The following is a 14,777-nucleotide window of genomic DNA, read 5'->3' as shown; positions in this document are numbered from 1 at the left end:
ACCTTCCGCACCAACCCCAAGGAGACCCCTTGCACTACGGCGCCGACTACAATCCGGAACAGTGGCCCGAGGAGGTGTGGCCCGAGGACGTGGCCCGCATGCGCGAGGCCGGCGTGACGATGGTGAGCCTCGGGATCTTCGCCTGGGCACGCATCCAGCCCTCGGAGCACGCGTTCGATTTCGACTGGCTGGACCGGGTGATCGGCCTCCTGCACGACGCCGGGATCGCCGTGGATCTCGCCACGGCGACGGCGTCGCCCCCGCCCTGGGCGACGATCGCCTATCCGGAGATGCTGGCCGCCGACGAGCACGGAAGCGCCTACTGGCACGGCAGCCGCCAGCACTACGCGCCGTCGTCGCCCGCCTACCGGTCACTGGCTGCGGCACTCGTGCGGAGGTTGGCCGAGCGCTATGCCGGGCATCCCGCCGTCGTGCTCTGGCATGTGAACAACGAATACGGCTGCCATCTCGCCGTGGACTACTCCGACGCCGCCCGCGACGCCTTCCGGGCCTGGCTGGCCCACCGCTACGGGTCGATCGACGCCGTGAACGAGGCCTGGGGCACCATGTTCTGGTCGCAGCGCTACGGGTCCTTCGCCGAGGTCTTCCCGCCCCGGCACGCCCCCTACAGCCACAACCCGGGGCAGCTGCTGGACTACCGGCGGTTCACCTCGGACATGCTCCTGGAGTGCTACCGGATGGAGCGCGACATCATCCGTGCGGCCGGGGCCCTCCAGCCCATCACCACCAACTTCATGGGCGCGTTCAAACCCGCGGACTACGCCCGGTGGGCCGAGGAACTCGACGTCATCAGCGACGACCTCTACCCGGATCCCAACGATCCGGAGGGTTTCCGGGAGGGTGCGTTCCACGGCGACCTGATGCGCTCGCTCAAGCCCGGGACGCCATGGCTCCTCATGGAGCAGGCCACCAACGCGGTGAACTGGCGGCCCACCAACGCCCCGAAGGCACCGGGCCAGCTCGCCGCGCAGAGCATGCAGGCCGTGGCCCGGGGGGCGGACGCCATCCTGTTCTTCCAGTGGCGGCAGTCCAGGGCCGGAGCGGAGAAGTTCCACTCCGCCATGCTCCCGCACGCGGGCACGGAGACCCGCACGTGGCGCGAGGTCGTATCCCTCGGCGATGCCCTCGGCCTGCTGCCGGACCTGCCGGCCGACGACGGCGCCGCCCGGGTCGCGCTCCTGTTCGACTGGGAGAACTGGTGGGCCATCGAGAACCCCGACCACCCCACCTCGCTCGACTACCTGTCCCTGGTGCGCGGCTGGTACGACGCCGCCCACCGCCTGCACGTGCAGGTGGACATCCTCCCGCCGACGGCGGACCTCTCGCCCTATGCCGTGGTCCTCGCCCCGCACCTGTACCTCCTCACGGAACCGGCCGCCGCGAATCTGGCCGGCTTCGTGGAGCAGGGCGGGCATCTGCTCGTCACCGCGTTCAGCGATGTGGTCGACGAGTACGACCGCTTCCGCCCCGGCGGTTTCGGCACGCAGCTCAGGCACCTGCTGGGTGTTGCCGTGGAGGACTTCGGGGCGCTCGCGGATGCCGGTTCCGAGGGTCCGGGCGAGCAGCAGGCGCCGGTCGCGGGCCCGGGCTTCGCGTTCGTCGGGTCGATCCTCGCCGAGGAGGCCCATGCCGTCGACGCCCGGGTCCTGGCGCGGTTCGAGGGCGGGCGCCAGCATGGTCGGCCGGCACTGACCGCGCGAGCCCACGGCGCCGGGTCGGCGTACTACCTCGCCACCGTGCCCGATGACGACGGCGCGCGGCAGGTCCTCGACCACCTGTTCGCGGCGGCCGGCGCGGAACCGGTGCATCCGGGTCTGCCGCCGATGGTGGAGGCCATCCGCCGCGGGCCGTTGCTGACGCTCATCAACCACGGCGACGCGACGGTCGCAATCGACGTGCAGGGGGAGGATGCGCTCGGTAGCGGTGACGTCCGGGGTGTCATCCTGCAGCCGTTCGGCTATGCCCTGGTGCTCACCGCTGACACGCCGGTGGGGGGCACGGGGCAGCGGTCTGCGGAGGACGACCGCTTCCTCACCGGACGATGACGGTGGTCCCCTGGGCGTAGTGCAGGACCGCGTGCACAGTGGAGCCGAGCCGGGCAACGAGGGTATTGCGTCCCCTGGCCCCGAGCACCACGCAGGAGCGCTCCGCGCATGGAGAACGATGATCCGCGGCACGGTAGGGCCTGCGATCGAGTCTTCGACGACGACGACGACGTCTTCGGGCAGGAGGTCCAGGGCCTGTTCGATCACCGGATCGTGCTTCGACGCCGAGACGGGTGGTCGCGTGATGGCGTATCTGCTGTAGGGCCGGACATGAAGCAGCTGCACGGGAACGTATCGCGCCCGTGCCATGTCCGCGGCCACGTGCAGGGCCTTGATGCTCTCGGGCGACCCGTCGAGGGCCACGAGGATGCCCCTTCTCCGCGGTCGGTCCCTGCTCACCACGGCGATCGGGCAGGAGGCGCTGGCCGCCGGGCATCGTCCCTGGCATCGGGAACATAGCCGAGCTCCTTCGGGTGGAACATGTTCATCCAGAAATGCAGGACGACCAAGGAGAGCTCGGTTGCAGCGGCATGGTGGACAGCCCACAGGACTGCTCGTCGCGAGGTTTCGGATCCGTCATGGCCAACGATGATCGGCTTCCAGGAGTCACGGTGGTACTCACACCGAAGTCCCGGTCCAGGTTGCCGGGCGGGGTGGGTCAGAGGCCGCATCCATGGTGACTCCCTATGCTGGTCGGAGACCGGGGACCCGATCCTGACGCGATTCGTCCGCCTACAGGAAGGGGCGAAGGGCTCGTTCCGGAATCGGCGTCGGTGCTCACCGGCCTTCGATCCGGCGATGTCGAGCGCGCATCATGGCGTGCGCGCCAAGACCGAGCACGATCAGGGCCAGTGGAATGGCGCCGGGTTCACTCTCTGCATGGACCTGTCCGACCACGAGGGCGATCCCGACCGTCACCAGCAGTATCGGCACCAGCCTCGTCATGTCCGGTCCTCCACCGGATAGCGCGTCATGAAGGCTCAGTGCCCCGGACGGCCCGCGAGGCCGACTGCGAGAGACCGTCCACCGTCACCTCGTCGACCCATTCGAGAAGGTCACCCGGCTGGCAGTCGAGGACCCGGCACATGGCTTCCAGTGTGCTGAACCGGACCGCTTTGGCGCGCCCGTTCTTGAGGACGGCTACGTTTGCCGGCGTCAGGCCGACCCGATCGGCGAACTCCCCGACGCTCATCTTCCGTCGGGCCAGCTCCACGTCGATGCGCACGACGATGGGCATCAGATCACCTCGTCGAGCTCGGTGCGGAGGTCACGCGCTTCGGCATCGCGCGCCACGGCCTGCGCCAGCAGCGCCTTCAACACCAGGACGATCAGTGCGACGGCCGCCAGCATGACCGCGACCCCTCCGATCAGCAGAACGACGCCGGGTGCAACCGCCTCCCCGGGGGCGAGTGCCACGCCGAGCCCGAAGGTCAGCAGCGACGCGACGGCGAAAGCACCGATCACAAGGTGGACCAGGCGGAAAGCGCCGGTCGAGAACACCGTTCCTCGCCGTGCCATCGTCAGCAGCCCCCAGACGCAGACCACCGCTACCTGGCCCGCGAGGATCGCCAGGACGGTCAGGACCACCATGGGCAGGACGATCATCGCGACGTCGGGATCCGCCTCCCCGATATCCCGCGCGAGCAGGGAGAGCACCGCCACCTGAATGAAGATCGACCCTGCGAACATCATCGCCAGGACCACCCGCAGTGCAGCCACCGTCAGTCTTCCCATGACATCTCCTTCGTCCGAACGGTGACGTCAAAGTATCGCCAATCAATAGAAATGGGAAGTATGCCGATTGATTCAGGCCGGCAGTCATCGGGTCGAGGCCCCGCAGGGTCGAGTCGGGCACGGGCGAACCAGCCAGTATTGCCGCCCTGCAGGCGCCACAGCATGCTGGGATGATGCCTTCATCGCTGACCTAGCGGGGGACCGACGACCCGGACCGCATCGACCATGCATCCGTCTCCCTTGCTCAGGACAGCATGAGCGCTCACGGTGTCTCGGTGACGCCGTCCCTGCGGGTGCTCCGCAGTGACCAGGTCTATGGGACCGCCGGAGCGGTGACACCGGGTACCGTCCGCTATGCGAGCCTTGGCGGCGATTTCACCGCCGAGCTGACCGTCGACGCGAACGGCTTCGTGGTCGACTCCCCGCATCTGGCCCGCAGGGTCCGGATCGGATAGCCCGGTTCGCTCGTGCCCGCCACGGTCGGCCGGCGACCGGACCGCCCTGCCGGTTCATGGTTGCTAGGATTCTGCTGAACGGTGTTATGCAGCCAGCACCGTACAGGCACGCGACGAATGGGTGCTACCGCACATGCCGACGCCTTCCGATGAGGCTTCTTCCACGATCCCGGGCGCCGATGCCCGGTCACGGTTCTTCGACACCGCTCCTACCGGGACGTTCGAGTACTACTTCGATACGGACAGCTTCCATTGGTCGGACGAGATGTTCGCTCTTCACGGCTATGAACCAGGCCAGATCTCGCCCTCCCTGGAGGTCGGGCTCAGCCACTTCCCGGACGGGGTGCGCGATCAGGCGGCCGCGTACTGGCATGAGGTCCGGACGTTCGGCGGGCCCCTGTCCACCTATCTCACGTTGCAGAATGCGCAGGGGGCGCAGCGTCAGGTGCTGATCGTGGGGGATCAGATCCTCCAGGACGGGGGCGTTGTCGGTGTGTGGGGCATCATGGTCGATGTCTCCGAGCCGGTCCGTACCGATTCCGACCGATTCGCCCGGGAAGCGGTGGCAGCGTCAGCGGCGGCGCGCGGCGTGATCGAGCAGGCCAAGGGGATCCTGATGGGACAGACCGGTGTGACCGCCGATCAGGCCTTCCGCCTTCTCAGCCAGCACAGCCAGGACACGAACCGGAAGGTCAGCGACATCGCCCGGAACCTCGTGGAGCGGGCAGCCGGCATCGGCGCCGGCAATGCCCGTGCGTTCACCGATGCCCGGGCGGTCGTCGAGTCGATCTGACCCGCCCGCCTCCTGCTGCCACCGCGGGAAACCTGATTTCGCTGCTGCGCCCCGCAACCGCCGCTACCGCACGTCCAGCCCCGGCGGTCGTCGTTCCTAGGGGTGGGGCGCAGCGTCCGCCGCGGAGGCACGTTGTCGCCGGCGCGTGGCATCGACGGCGGCAGCCATGCCGAGCATCAGAGCCGCTCCCGTCACGCTGCCGACGGCGACGAGAACAGCGCCCACCAACCAGAGCCCGGTCACGTCCGCCGCGGCCGCCGTGCTGATCCACGCGACGGTGAAGGATGCCGGGAGCACCAGCATAGCGACAGCGAAATGTAGGAGCCGATAGGCAAGCCAGACCACCGGCCAGAACCGCGATGCGCGCGGTGCCTCGCTCCTCTACTGTTTTCCTTGTGCGAGCAGACTGCCGCATCCGGGTTGGGGGACTGAATGGTGAAATTGGCTCTGCTCGCATCCTGTGGCATCGGAGCAGCGCTGCTCCTTACCGGCTGCGGTGCTGCCTCCGGCGATGCCCCGGTCTCCCCGGCGGCTTCTGCTCCGGTAGCGGATGGCTCCAGGAAAGTGGAGCTCGAGGCGCGGGTCTCCCGTTTGACGGACGTGTTCGGCAGTCCGTTGCGGATCGTCTCCCCGGAGGATGCGGAGGTCGGCGTGGAAGCGACCGAGAAGTTCTTCGAGGGCGCGGATATCAGACCCGCTGAATGCATCGGTATGGTCGCCGACGGTCTGGCCGTGGCCCGGACGAAAGCGACGGCAGGAGTGATGGGAACGGGTGAAGCGGATGACGCCGGTGGCGTTCTGTTGCTGGTGATCCTCGATGACTCCGCCCAGGAATCCGTCAGCCGGATATTCTCCGCCGATCGCGAGCGACTGGCAGGGTGCTCACCGCTGGCACTTACTGTCGGCGGAACGACGACGACCCTCATATCGCATGAACTACCGCAGGACCTCATCGGTGAGGAGGCTTACGCCCTTCTCACGACCGCCGAGGAGGAGGGAGCAGAGGAGCCCGTCCATACGCTTGCCGTCACGGCCCGCGGCAATGGCGTCATCGTGTCCGCGCAATCCACGAGTGCCGTCGAGCCCGACGGCATCCTGCAGGACCACCTGGCAGAACTCGCCGCCCGGGCGCTCGAACCTGCCGGTTCTTGAGTCTTCCCGTGCCGGACGCCGACGGGCCTTCCGTCCGATCGGTGACGGTGCTTGTGCCGCCTCCCCGCACTGTCCGTCGGTAGCGTCGTCGGGACATGACGCCCTGTACGCCGGCGCCCGACCGCGGGACACTGGCGCCATGCGGAAACTGACCTTCGCCATGAACTTGAGCCTTGACGGCTACACCGCCGCGCCTGGCGGCGACCTCGGCTGGAGCGTGCCCGACGACGAGCTGTTCCAGTGGTGGTCAGACCGGGTCGAGGCGACGGAACTGGCACTGTACGGGCGGAAACTGTGGGAGGCCATGAGCTCGCACTGGTCGACGGCGGACCAGCAGCCCGGTGTTACTCCGGCGCACATCCAGTACGCCCACCGCTGGCAGGAGATGCCGAAGCTGGTGTTCTCGGCGGGGACCACCGCGGTCGACTGGAACGCCCGCCTGATCACCGGGGACGCGGTCGCCGAGATCACCCGGCTCAAGGCCGACGACGGCGGCCCCATGGATATCTGCGGCGCCACCCTCGCCGCATCGGCGATGCGGGCCGGGCTGATCGACGAGTACGTGCTCCTCACCCACCCCGTCCTGGTGGGCGGCGGCACACCGTTCTTCACATCCCTTGACGGCTGGGTAAGTCTGGACCTGGTGGAGACCCGGGCGTTTCCCCACGGCGTGCTCCTGACCCGCTACGAAACAAGGCGCTGAGGATCCCTGCACCGATTCGGTAATCCTGTGACCCCAGCGTGCCGCTGGCGAGAGAGTAGCTTCCCCGAAGCGCCGACGTCGGTGGTCCATGACGTCGTCGAACCTCACACTCGCACGATCAAAGGTCAGCGAGCCCGTGCGGGAATGCGCGTACCCGCATGGATCGCTCGGATCGGCGTGTAACCGGAAGTCCCGGCATCAGGGGCTCCGGCTCTTTTGAGGCGCGAGTTCAGTGGCGAGATCGCGCCTGCATCCCGATCGCTGTTCCGATGGCGATGACCACCATGCCGAGCAGGCCTGCGCCGGAAAGGGTGCTGGTGCCACGGTGCGCGGGGCTTTGCACCCCGGTATCAACGCCCCCTACCGGTAGTTCCCCCACCTGTGGCGTCTCGTTGCCACCGTCCTCCGGTATCGGATCAGCGCCATGGGTCTTGCCGAAGTTGATGAAGCAGGGGTATCGGCCATCAGGGAAGACAATGCTGCCGGGATTATCCGTGCACAGATCGGTTCCATCAGCGGCTATGACACCGCCCGGCACGATTCTCACGTTGGTCGGGTCGATGACAGTAGCCCGGTCGAAGGGAACAAGGCGGGGCGGGTCAGGTGCATAGGGAATGCCGGGAGTGCCGAAATTGCCGGAATCAGCGAAGCAGGGATATGTGCCGTCGGAATAAGCGATCTCATAGGGGTTGATAGCACACAGGTTGGTGCCATCCGCCGTGAGTAGACCACCTACCGCCTCGGTAACGCTGTTGCGATCGATGATTGTCGCCTGGTCGAAGGGAACAAGCTTTTGAAAAGGCTCAGCCGGCGCGGCTACTGCAGCCGTCGAAGCGTTCAAGAGTACGGCTGCTGCCAGCGCGAACCCGCTCAAAGCAGGCATTACGGTCACAATGATCTCCCCCCGTGCGATCCTCCATGGACAGCAATGGGACCAGTAAACCAGATCACAATGGAATACGTCGGAAAACGGCTTATGACTCACTATGTGCTGTATCGAGTGGAGACACACGGGACTCAGGGCTGAATCGCGATGACTGTAGTCGCTACTCGCGCAGCTGCTGCACCATGTCGAGGACGACGGCGCGGAGGTCGCCGTCGTGCTCCGCCGCGACCTTGCGCTGGCGCTGGTACCCGGCACCGCGTCGGAGGATCGCCTCGACGTCCGCGAGTTCGCTGCTGCAGCCGAGCTTCGCGGCGATCGGCTCGAGGCGGTCCAGGACGTCGACCAGGTGGTCGGTGACGAGCCGCTCGTTGCCCGCGGCGTCGAGGATGATGATCGCGTCCAGGCCGTAGCGGGCCGCCCGCCACTTGTTCTCCTGGATATGCCACGGCGGCATGGTGGGAATGGTCCCGCCGGCGTCGAGGGTCTCGGAGAACTCCTGGACGAGGCACTGGGTGAGGGCGGCCACCGCACCGACGTCCTGCAGGGTCGAGAGGCCGTCGCACACGCGCATCTCCACCGTGCCGAGGTTCCCGACCGGCCGGATGTCCCACCGGATCTCACTGACGGAGTCGATCACCCCGGTGGTGAACATGTCCTGGACGTAGGACTCGTAGGCAGCCCAGTCGTCGAAGTGGAAGGGCAGGCCCGCGGTGGGCAGCTGCTGGAACATGAGGGACCGCTGGGAGGCGTAGCCAGTGTCCTCGCCGCCCCAGAACGGCGACGACGCCGACAGCGCCTGGAAGTGCGGGAAGTAATTGGTCAGGCCGTCCACCACAGGCAGCGCCTTGTCCCGGGAATCGAGCCCCACATGCACGTGCACCCCGTAGATGACCATCTGGCGACCCCACCACTGCGTGCGGTCGATCAGCTTCGCGTACCGCTCCCGGTCCGTGACCTGCTGGGCCTTCGGGGCACTGAAGGGGTGCGAGCCGGCGCAGAAGAGTTCGACGCCCATCGGATCGGTGACCTCACGGACGGCGGCGAGGGAGCGGGCCAGATCCGCCTTGGCCTCCCCGACCGAGGTGCAGACGCCCGTCACGAGTTCCACCGTGTTGAGGAGCAGCTCCTGCTTGATGTGCGGGTGCTCGTCGTCGTCCTGCAGCTCGGGGTGGTTCGCGCTGACCCCCCGCAGCACCTCGCCCGCCACGGAGACGAGTTCGCCGTTGTAGCGGTCCACGAGCGCCAGTTCCCATTCGACGCCGAGCGTGGACTGGGCTGACTGCGCGAAGTCGATCTTCAAGGGCTTGCTCCTGGGGCGGTGCGGGAAGGGAGTGTGACACGGTGCCTCGACCACGCGCCGTCGCGGGGAGACTCGTCCCAATATTAGTGCCTGCCACCCGGCCGCAGGGCGGCGGTTCGGGGCCGCACCCCCGGGTGCTGCTGGGATGATGGGGAGGTGCCCATCCTGAACAAAGACATGACCCTCTGCATCTCCCTGGCCGCGCGGCCCAGCAACATCGGCACGCGCTTCCACAACTACCTCTACGAGGAGCTGGGGCTGAACTACATCTACAAGGCGTTCACCACCACCGACCTGCCCTCGGCCATCGCGGGCCTGCGCGGCCTCGGCATCCGTGGGTGCGCCGTCTCGATGCCGTTCAAGGAGGACGTCATCGCCCTCGTGGACCACCTCGACCCCTCCGCGCAGGCCATCGACTCCGTCAACACCATCGTGAACGACGACGGCGTCCTCACCGCCTACAACACCGACTACCTCGCGATCGAGCGGCTCCTGCGCGAGCATGCCGTGCCGGTGACGCACTCGGTCCTCGTGCGGGGTTCCGGGGGCATGGCGAAGGCCGTCGTCGCCGCCCTGAGGGATTCCGGCTTCTCGCGGGTCACCGTCGTCGCCCGCAACGAACGCACCGGCCGGGCGCTCGCCGGGCTGTACGGCTTCGACTGGCAGCCGGAGGTGGGGGACTCGACGGCGGACCTGCTCCTCAACGTGACCCCGCTGGGCATGACAGGCGCCGACGCCGATGCCCTCGCGTTCCCGAAGACGGCGATCGACGCCGCGCAGGTGGTGTTCGACGTCGTCGCCTCGCCCTCGGAGACGCCGCTGATCCTCGCCGCCCGCGCGGCGGGTCGACCGGTCATCACGGGCGCGGAGGTCGTCGCGCTGCAGGCCGAGGAGCAGTTCGTGCTCTACACGGGGATCCGGCCGACGCCGGAGCAGGTCCGCGCGGCGGGGGAGTTCTCCCGCCGCGAGGGCTGAGGGCCCCGGGGCCGGCCGGACGTCAGATCCGGTACCACCGGACCCCGAGCGGCTCGAGGGTGATGCCCGCCCGCAGCAGCTCGGGCCGGCCGCTGATGAGGTCCACGGCGCTCTCCGGCAGGCCCGAGAGCGTCCGGGCGTCCAGGTCCTGCGGGGTCTCCGCGAAGTTCGCGAACACGACGACGGTGGATTCCTCGCCGTCGAGCAGGCCGGGCCGCTGGTAGCCGAGGACGTGCGGGTTGTTCGTGTGGAACGGTACGAGGCGTCCGCCGGCGAACTCCGGTGCCTGCCGGCGCACCCCGATGAGCCGGGTGAGTCCGGCGAAGATCGCCCCGGCGTCCGTGGTCGGGTCCGTCCGCGCCGCGTAGCGGTCCGCGGGGTAGGAGGGCCGGCCCACCCAGCGGCTGTCCCCGGCCTTCGCGGGATCAGCGGCGTAGGCGTAGTCGTTGAGCTGGCCCACCTCGTCGCCGAGGTACAGCAGCGGGATGCCGCCGGTGCTGAGGATGATCGAATGCGCGAGGAGGACCCGCGCGACGCCGGCGTCGTCGTGTGCCTCCAGTCCGGCGAGGGACGCGGTGGTGCCGGAGATCCTGCAGTCCCCGGTGCGGGGGTTGTCCTGGAAGGGCACGCCCCGGGCGAAGCTGTCCGGGAAGCGGTCGACGTAGAAGGCGTTGAGGAACCGGCGGTGGTCGTGGCCGTTGATGCCGAGTTGAGCGGCGTCCTCGTCGGAGAATGTCCAGCCGATGTCGTCGTGGCTGCGCACGTAGTTGACCCAGGCCGTGCCCTCCGGGATGTCGTGCCGGTGCTCGAGGGCCTGGGCGAGCAGGGAGACCTCCCGCGTGGCCAGCGAGTTCCAGATGAGCGCCATCTGCAGCGGGTTGTAGCTCAGCTGGCACTCGCCGCGGTCGATGTACTGCACCACCTCGTCCGGGTGCACGATCGCCTCCGACTTGAACAGCAGCGAGGGGGCGGCGAGGCGGCACACCGCGTTGAAGGCCTGCAGCAGCAGGTGCGCCTCGGGCAGGCTCTCGCAGGCGGTGCCGAGTTGCTTCCAGATGAAGGCGACGGCATCCATGCGGATGATGCCCACCCCTTGGTTCGCGAGATAGAGCATCTCCCCGGCCATGGCCCTGAACACCCGCGGGTTGCGGTGGTTGAGGTCCCACTGGAAGGAGTGGAACGTGGCCCACACCCACCGGCCGTCCTCCAGCGGCACGAAGGAGCCCGGGTGGTCGTCGGGGAAGATCTCCCGGACGGTCCGCTCGTAGGCGTCCGGCAGTTGCCGGTCGGGGTAGATCAGGTAGAAGTCCGCGTATTCGGGGTCGCCGGCGACGGCTTTGCGTGCCCATTCGTGCTCGTTCGAGGTGTGGTTGAAGATGAAGTCGACCACGAGGGCTATGCCCTCTTCCCGAAGTTCCCGGGCGAGGTCCGCGAGATCCTCCATGGTGCCCAGCGACGGGTCCACGTCGCGGTAGCTCGAGACCGCGTAGCCGCCGTCGGAGTTCTCCTCCGGCGCCCGGAACAGGGGCATGAGGTGCAGGTAGGTGAGGCCGAGCTCGCGGAAGTAGGGGATGCGCGCGCGGAGCCCCGCGAGGTCCCCGGCGTAGAGGTCCACGTAGCAGACGCCGCCGAGCATCCGGTGGGACCGGAACCAGTCCGGTGCCATGGCCCGCGAGGCGTCGAGGGCCTTGAGGTCCGTCGGCCGGTCCTGCCACGAGGCCGCGGCATCGAGCGCGACCTGCAGCAGTTCGCCGTCCGCCCCGGGACCGTAGATGCGGTGGAACAGCGCCTGCAGGCGCGGGAACTCCGCATCGAAGCGCGCCTGGAAGGACTGCCAGTCCGCGTCCGACGTCGTCGGGCGGCGGGCTGCGGGCAGCTCGGCCCGGATGCGGTCCTGGGGGAGGGAGTGCGCGGAACTCATCCTGCAAGCCTATGCGTAACCGGTCCCGGTGCCCGCGGCGCTCGCCGTCGTTCCTGGACCAGGCATGCTAGGGGCCGGGCCGTCTACTTCCGGTCGTCGGCGGGTGCCGCCTTGCCGTCCTGGAGATCCGCGATGATGTCGTTCAGTCGCCGAAGTTCCACCACTACTTTGTCGAGGAAATCGTCGACCTCGTCCTGGGAATACCCTGCCCTGAACTTAGTCGGAGTGAATCGGGCGCGAATTACGTCTTCACAGGTGAGTGCCATACTGTTCCGATCTCTTGAAGGGTAGCCGCAAGAATAGCAGCGTGATCGGTACTGTCCCGGCAGGTGAGGGAAATGAATTCTCGATGATCCCGGGCAGGAGAGTTCAAGGGAAGAAGGATTCCCGGCGCCCGGACGCGCGAAGCGCCGCGCCCTTTCCGGGACGCGGCGCTTCAGGTGGAGCGGGGTGTGCCGGAGGACTACTCCGAGACGGGGATGGACTGCGACTTGAGGGAGTCGATGGTCTTCTGCTGCCCGTTCTCGAGGGCGTCCATCAGGGTGCCGGAGCCGCCGATGGCGGCACCGAATCCGTCGGAGACATCCGTGTACGTCTGCGTCATGGTCGGGCCCCAGGTGAAGTCGGGGTTCACGTTCGCGGACGCCTCGGAGAAAACGTCGTAGATCTTCTGTCCGCCGTAGTACTCGACGCCGCCGGCGAAGGCCTCGAGATCGGCTGCGGACTTCGCGGCCGGGTACAGGCCGCCGAGCTCGTTGGCGAGGGCCAGCGCTTCGGGGTCCGTGTTCAGCCAGAGCGCGAACTGTGCGGCTTCGGCCGGGTGGTCCGAGCCCTTCAGCACGGCCGTCGAGGAGCCGCCCCAGTTACCGGCGGCCTCGCCGCCGTCCTCCCACTGCGGCATCGGAGCGACGGCCCACTTGCCGGCCGTGTCCGGGGCGCCGGAGGAGAGCGTCGTCGCGCCCCACACCGCGGAGACCCAGGTCCACTGCTGGCCCTCGTTGAAGGAGGCATTCCATTCGTCCGAGAAGGACGGCAGGGTGGAGACGAGGTCCTTGGACAGCAGGTCCTGCCAGTAGGTGGCGACCTCCTCGGACTCGGGGCTGGTCAGGGTGACGTCCCAGTTCTCGCCGTCGTTCGCGAACCACTGGCCGCCGTTCTGCCAGACCATGCCGGCGAACCAGTTCACGTCGGTCTTCGGGAAGTTGGTGATGTAGGAGCCCTCGGCCTTGATCTGCTCGGCCGCCGCGGCGTACTCCTCCCAGGTGGTGGGCACCTCGATGCCGGCCTGCTCGAAGAGATCCGCGCGGTAGTACATGGCCATGGGGCCGCTGTCCTGCGGGATCGCGTAGACGGCGTCCTCCTCGCCGAAGGTCACCTGGCCCCAGGTCCAGTCGACGAACTGGTCCTGGGCGTCGGCGACGCCCTCGCAGCCGGCGAGGTTCTCCAGGCCGTCCTGCACGCGGAAGTTCGGCAGGGCGTCGTACTCGATCTGTCCGAGGTCCGGGGCGTTGCCGGCCTGGATCTGGTTGAAGAAGTTCTGGTACGTGCCCGAGTTGCCGTTGGGCCCGGTCTGTACCTCGACCTGGATGTCGGGGTTGTCCGCGTTCCACAGCTCGACGACCTTGTCCATCCCGGGAACCCAGGTGGTGAACTGCAGGGTCACGGGCCCGTCGGAGGCCTCGCAGGGAGCCGCTTCGCCCCCCGCGTCAGAGCTGTCTCCGCCGGCTGAACAGCCGGAGAGAGCCAGCGCAGAGATCATGGCAAAGGCCGCGGTGACTTTTCCGTAATGCGCGCGCATTGTCTTTCCTATCAGTGGTAGTGCGGTGCGGGGGCGGCTGCCCCCGCACCTGTGGTGCTGGTCGGGGAGGTCGGGGTGGTCACTTCACGCTGCCGGCGCCGAGGCCGCTGCTCCAGAACCGCTGGAGGGCGAGGAAGGCGATGATCAGCGGGACGATCGAGACGAGCGCTCCCACGATGACGAGGGACCGCAGTTCGGGGATCTGGCTGATCTGGCTGTTCCAGGCGTACAGACCCAGGGTCACGGGGAAGAGCGCCTGGTCCCGCAGCATGATCAGCGGCAGGAAGAAGTTGTTCCAGATCGCGACGAACTGGAACAGGAAGATGGTCACCAGGGCCGGCGCCATGAGCCGTGTGGACACGGTGAAGAACGTCCGGACTTCCCCGGAGCCGTCGAGACGGGCGGCTTCCAGCAGCTCACCCGGGACGCTGGCCGCAGCGTAGATCCGGGCCAGGTAGACGCCGAAGGGGCTGACGAGGCTCGGCAGGAAGACGGCCAGCATGGTGTTGGTGAGCTCCACCCGGCTGAAGATGAGGAACAGCGGCAGGGCCAGGGCCGTCGCGGGGACGAGGACACCGCTGAGCACGATGTTGAAGATCGCCTCGCGTCCCCGGAATTCGTACTTCGCGAGGGCGTAGCCGCACATCGCGGCGATGATCGTCCCGATCAGGGCGCCGACGCCGGCGTAGAGGGCGGAGTTCAGCAGCCACCGGCCGAAGAGGCCGTCCCCGTAGGTGAAGAGCCGGCCTAGGTTGTCGAAGAACGTGCCGAGGGAGTTCGTGGTGAACCACAGGGGCGCCGTGGAGGTGATCTCCCCGCCGGTCTTCGTCGAGGTGGTGAGCAGCCACCAGATGGGGGTCAGGAAGTAGAGGGTGAAGACACCCATGATGAGCATCGCGGCACTGCGGGACATGACGCTCTGGCGGGGGCCGCGTCCGCGGTTCCCGGCGTCGTTGGCCGTCGTGCTCCCGCCGCGGGGGCGCTTGGAGGCGGT

General features: G+C 67.9%; 16 protein-coding genes and 2 pseudogenes. 6 read left to right on the top strand and 12 right to left on the bottom strand.

Features of this window, described 5'->3' with window-relative positions:
* The first annotated feature begins 29 nt into the window (after positions 1 to 29).
* Positions 30 to 2,066, top strand: a complete 2,037-nt coding sequence (locus tag ACSGDB_RS04685; protein ID WP_434993242.1) for a beta-galactosidase — start codon at positions 30 to 32, stop codon at positions 2,064 to 2,066.
* Positions 2,067 to 2,177: 111 nt separating this feature from the next.
* Here the strand turns inward: ACSGDB_RS04685 and ACSGDB_RS04680 are convergent.
* From ACSGDB_RS04680 to ACSGDB_RS04660, 5 genes and pseudogenes are all read right to left on the bottom strand, one after another.
* Positions 2,178 to 2,429 (bottom strand): annotated as a pseudogene (locus ACSGDB_RS04680) (universal stress protein); the annotation flags it as partial.
* 32 nt (positions 2,430 to 2,461) lie between these two features.
* A complete protein-coding gene (locus ACSGDB_RS04675; protein WP_434993241.1) occupies positions 2,462 to 2,737 on the bottom strand; it encodes a universal stress protein in 276 nt (91 codons plus the stop codon).
* A 106-nt stretch (positions 2,738 to 2,843) separates the two neighbouring features.
* Positions 2,844 to 3,011: a hypothetical protein gene (locus ACSGDB_RS04670; protein WP_434993239.1), complete on the bottom strand. Its 168-nt coding sequence runs from the start codon at positions 3,009 to 3,011 to the stop codon at positions 2,844 to 2,846.
* A gap of 25 nt (positions 3,012 to 3,036) precedes the next feature.
* Entirely contained in the window at positions 3,037 to 3,303 is a 267-nt protein-coding gene (locus ACSGDB_RS04665; protein WP_434993237.1) for a helix-turn-helix domain-containing protein, read from the bottom strand.
* Positions 3,303 to 3,800, bottom strand: a complete 498-nt coding sequence (locus tag ACSGDB_RS04660) for a DUF2975 domain-containing protein (protein ID WP_434993234.1) — start codon at positions 3,798 to 3,800, stop codon at positions 3,303 to 3,305. Before ACSGDB_RS04660 ends, ACSGDB_RS04665 begins: the two co-directional genes overlap by 1 nt.
* A 254-nt stretch (positions 3,801 to 4,054) precedes the next feature.
* Between ACSGDB_RS04660 and ACSGDB_RS04655 the strand changes: the two genes are divergently transcribed.
* A complete protein-coding gene (locus ACSGDB_RS04655; protein ID WP_434993233.1) occupies positions 4,055 to 4,255 on the top strand; it encodes a putative glycolipid-binding domain-containing protein in 201 nt (66 codons plus the stop codon).
* Positions 4,256 to 4,388: 133 nt separating this feature from the next.
* Positions 4,389 to 5,048 carry an ANTAR domain-containing protein gene (locus tag ACSGDB_RS04650; protein WP_434993232.1) on the top strand — a complete coding sequence of 220 codons (660 nt, stop codon included), beginning with the start codon at positions 4,389 to 4,391 and terminating at the stop codon, positions 5,046 to 5,048.
* 96 nt (positions 5,049 to 5,144) lie between these two features.
* On the opposite strand, the gene ACSGDB_RS04645 is transcribed toward ACSGDB_RS04650, so the two are convergent.
* Entirely contained in the window at positions 5,145 to 5,351 is a 207-nt protein-coding gene (locus tag ACSGDB_RS04645) for a hypothetical protein (protein ID WP_434993230.1), read from the bottom strand.
* A gap of 129 nt (positions 5,352 to 5,480) precedes the next feature.
* On the opposite strand from ACSGDB_RS04645, the gene ACSGDB_RS04640 reads away from it, so the two are divergent.
* Both ACSGDB_RS04640 and ACSGDB_RS04635 read left to right on the top strand, forming a co-directional pair.
* Positions 5,481 to 6,200, top strand: a complete 720-nt coding sequence (locus ACSGDB_RS04640) for a hypothetical protein (protein WP_434993228.1) — start codon at positions 5,481 to 5,483, stop codon at positions 6,198 to 6,200.
* 139 nt (positions 6,201 to 6,339) lie between these two features.
* The gene (locus tag ACSGDB_RS04635) at positions 6,340 to 6,903 is read left to right on the top strand and encodes a dihydrofolate reductase family protein (RefSeq protein ID WP_434993227.1); all 564 of its coding nucleotides are present in this window, start codon (positions 6,340 to 6,342) and stop codon (positions 6,901 to 6,903) included.
* A gap of 229 nt (positions 6,904 to 7,132) precedes the next feature.
* On the opposite strand, the gene ACSGDB_RS04630 is transcribed toward ACSGDB_RS04635, so the two are convergent.
* Together ACSGDB_RS04630 and ACSGDB_RS04625 are read right to left on the bottom strand one after the other, a co-directional pair.
* Positions 7,133 to 7,786: a hypothetical protein gene (locus ACSGDB_RS04630; protein ID WP_434993226.1), complete on the bottom strand. Its 654-nt coding sequence runs from the start codon at positions 7,784 to 7,786 to the stop codon at positions 7,133 to 7,135.
* A 163-nt stretch (positions 7,787 to 7,949) separates the two neighbouring features.
* Positions 7,950 to 9,089, bottom strand: coding sequence for a glutamate--cysteine ligase (locus ACSGDB_RS04625; RefSeq protein WP_434993224.1), 1,140 nt, complete (start codon positions 9,087 to 9,089; stop codon positions 7,950 to 7,952).
* 156 nt (positions 9,090 to 9,245) lie between these two features.
* Between ACSGDB_RS04625 and ACSGDB_RS04620 the strand changes: the two genes are divergently transcribed.
* On the top strand, positions 9,246 to 10,064 hold the full coding sequence (locus ACSGDB_RS04620; RefSeq protein WP_434993222.1) for a shikimate 5-dehydrogenase: 819 nt from the start codon (positions 9,246 to 9,248) through the stop codon (positions 10,062 to 10,064).
* Between the two features lie 22 nt (positions 10,065 to 10,086).
* On the opposite strand, the gene ACSGDB_RS04615 is transcribed toward ACSGDB_RS04620, so the two are convergent.
* From ACSGDB_RS04615 to ACSGDB_RS04600, 4 genes and pseudogenes are all read right to left on the bottom strand, one after another.
* Positions 10,087 to 11,985: an alpha-amylase family protein gene (locus ACSGDB_RS04615; RefSeq protein ID WP_434993221.1), complete on the bottom strand. Its 1,899-nt coding sequence runs from the start codon at positions 11,983 to 11,985 to the stop codon at positions 10,087 to 10,089.
* 98 nt (positions 11,986 to 12,083) lie between these two features.
* Positions 12,084 to 12,251: pseudogene (locus tag ACSGDB_RS04610) on the bottom strand (DivIVA domain-containing protein); the annotation flags it as partial.
* A gap of 197 nt (positions 12,252 to 12,448) precedes the next feature.
* Positions 12,449 to 13,783, bottom strand: coding sequence for an ABC transporter substrate-binding protein (locus tag ACSGDB_RS04605; RefSeq protein ID WP_434993220.1), 1,335 nt, complete (start codon positions 13,781 to 13,783; stop codon positions 12,449 to 12,451).
* A 79-nt stretch (positions 13,784 to 13,862) separates the two neighbouring features.
* Positions 13,863 to 14,696 (bottom strand): carbohydrate ABC transporter permease, encoded by an 834-nt coding sequence (locus ACSGDB_RS04600; protein ID WP_434993558.1) that lies wholly within the window; start codon positions 14,694 to 14,696, stop codon positions 13,863 to 13,865.
* Positions 14,697 to 14,777: the final 81 nt, after the last annotated feature.

The organism is Arthrobacter sp. Ld5 (assembly GCF_051172775.1).
GTDB lineage: Bacteria > Actinomycetota > Actinomycetes > Actinomycetales > Micrococcaceae > Arthrobacter_D.
Note: the sequence above shows the minus strand (reverse complement) of the source record. Positions and strands in the feature narration are given on the sequence as shown.

Bases quoted from the DNA above. Each gene is read 5' to 3' on its own strand.
- ACSGDB_RS04615 (WP_434993221.1), bottom strand. From the start codon at position 11,985: ATGAGTTCCGCGCACTCCCTCCCCCAGGACCGCATCCGGGCCGAGCTG.
- ACSGDB_RS04635 (WP_434993227.1), top strand. From the start codon at position 6,340: ATGCGGAAACTGACCTTCGCCATGAACTTGAGCCTTGACGGCTACACC.
- ACSGDB_RS04640 (WP_434993228.1), top strand. From the start codon at position 5,481: ATGGTGAAATTGGCTCTGCTCGCATCCTGTGGCATCGGAGCAGCGCTG.
- ACSGDB_RS04650 (WP_434993232.1), top strand. From the start codon at position 4,389: ATGCCGACGCCTTCCGATGAGGCTTCTTCCACGATCCCGGGCGCCGAT.
- ACSGDB_RS04645 (WP_434993230.1), bottom strand. From the start codon at position 5,351: ATGCTGGTGCTCCCGGCATCCTTCACCGTCGCGTGGATCAGCACGGCG.
- ACSGDB_RS04600 (WP_434993558.1), bottom strand. From the start codon at position 14,696: ATGTCCCGCAGTGCCGCGATGCTCATCATGGGTGTCTTCACCCTCTAC.
- ACSGDB_RS04630 (WP_434993226.1), bottom strand. From the start codon at position 7,786: ATGCCTGCTTTGAGCGGGTTCGCGCTGGCAGCAGCCGTACTCTTGAAC.
- ACSGDB_RS04605 (WP_434993220.1), bottom strand. From the start codon at position 13,783: ATGCGCGCGCATTACGGAAAAGTCACCGCGGCCTTTGCCATGATCTCT.
- ACSGDB_RS04665 (WP_434993237.1), bottom strand. From the start codon at position 3,303: ATGCCCATCGTCGTGCGCATCGACGTGGAGCTGGCCCGACGGAAGATG.
- ACSGDB_RS04660 (WP_434993234.1), bottom strand. From the start codon at position 3,800: ATGGGAAGACTGACGGTGGCTGCACTGCGGGTGGTCCTGGCGATGATG.
- ACSGDB_RS04670 (WP_434993239.1), bottom strand. From the start codon at position 3,011: ATGACGAGGCTGGTGCCGATACTGCTGGTGACGGTCGGGATCGCCCTC.
- ACSGDB_RS04655 (WP_434993233.1), top strand. From the start codon at position 4,055: ATGAGCGCTCACGGTGTCTCGGTGACGCCGTCCCTGCGGGTGCTCCGC.
- ACSGDB_RS04675 (WP_434993241.1), bottom strand. From the start codon at position 2,737: ATGCGGCCTCTGACCCACCCCGCCCGGCAACCTGGACCGGGACTTCGG.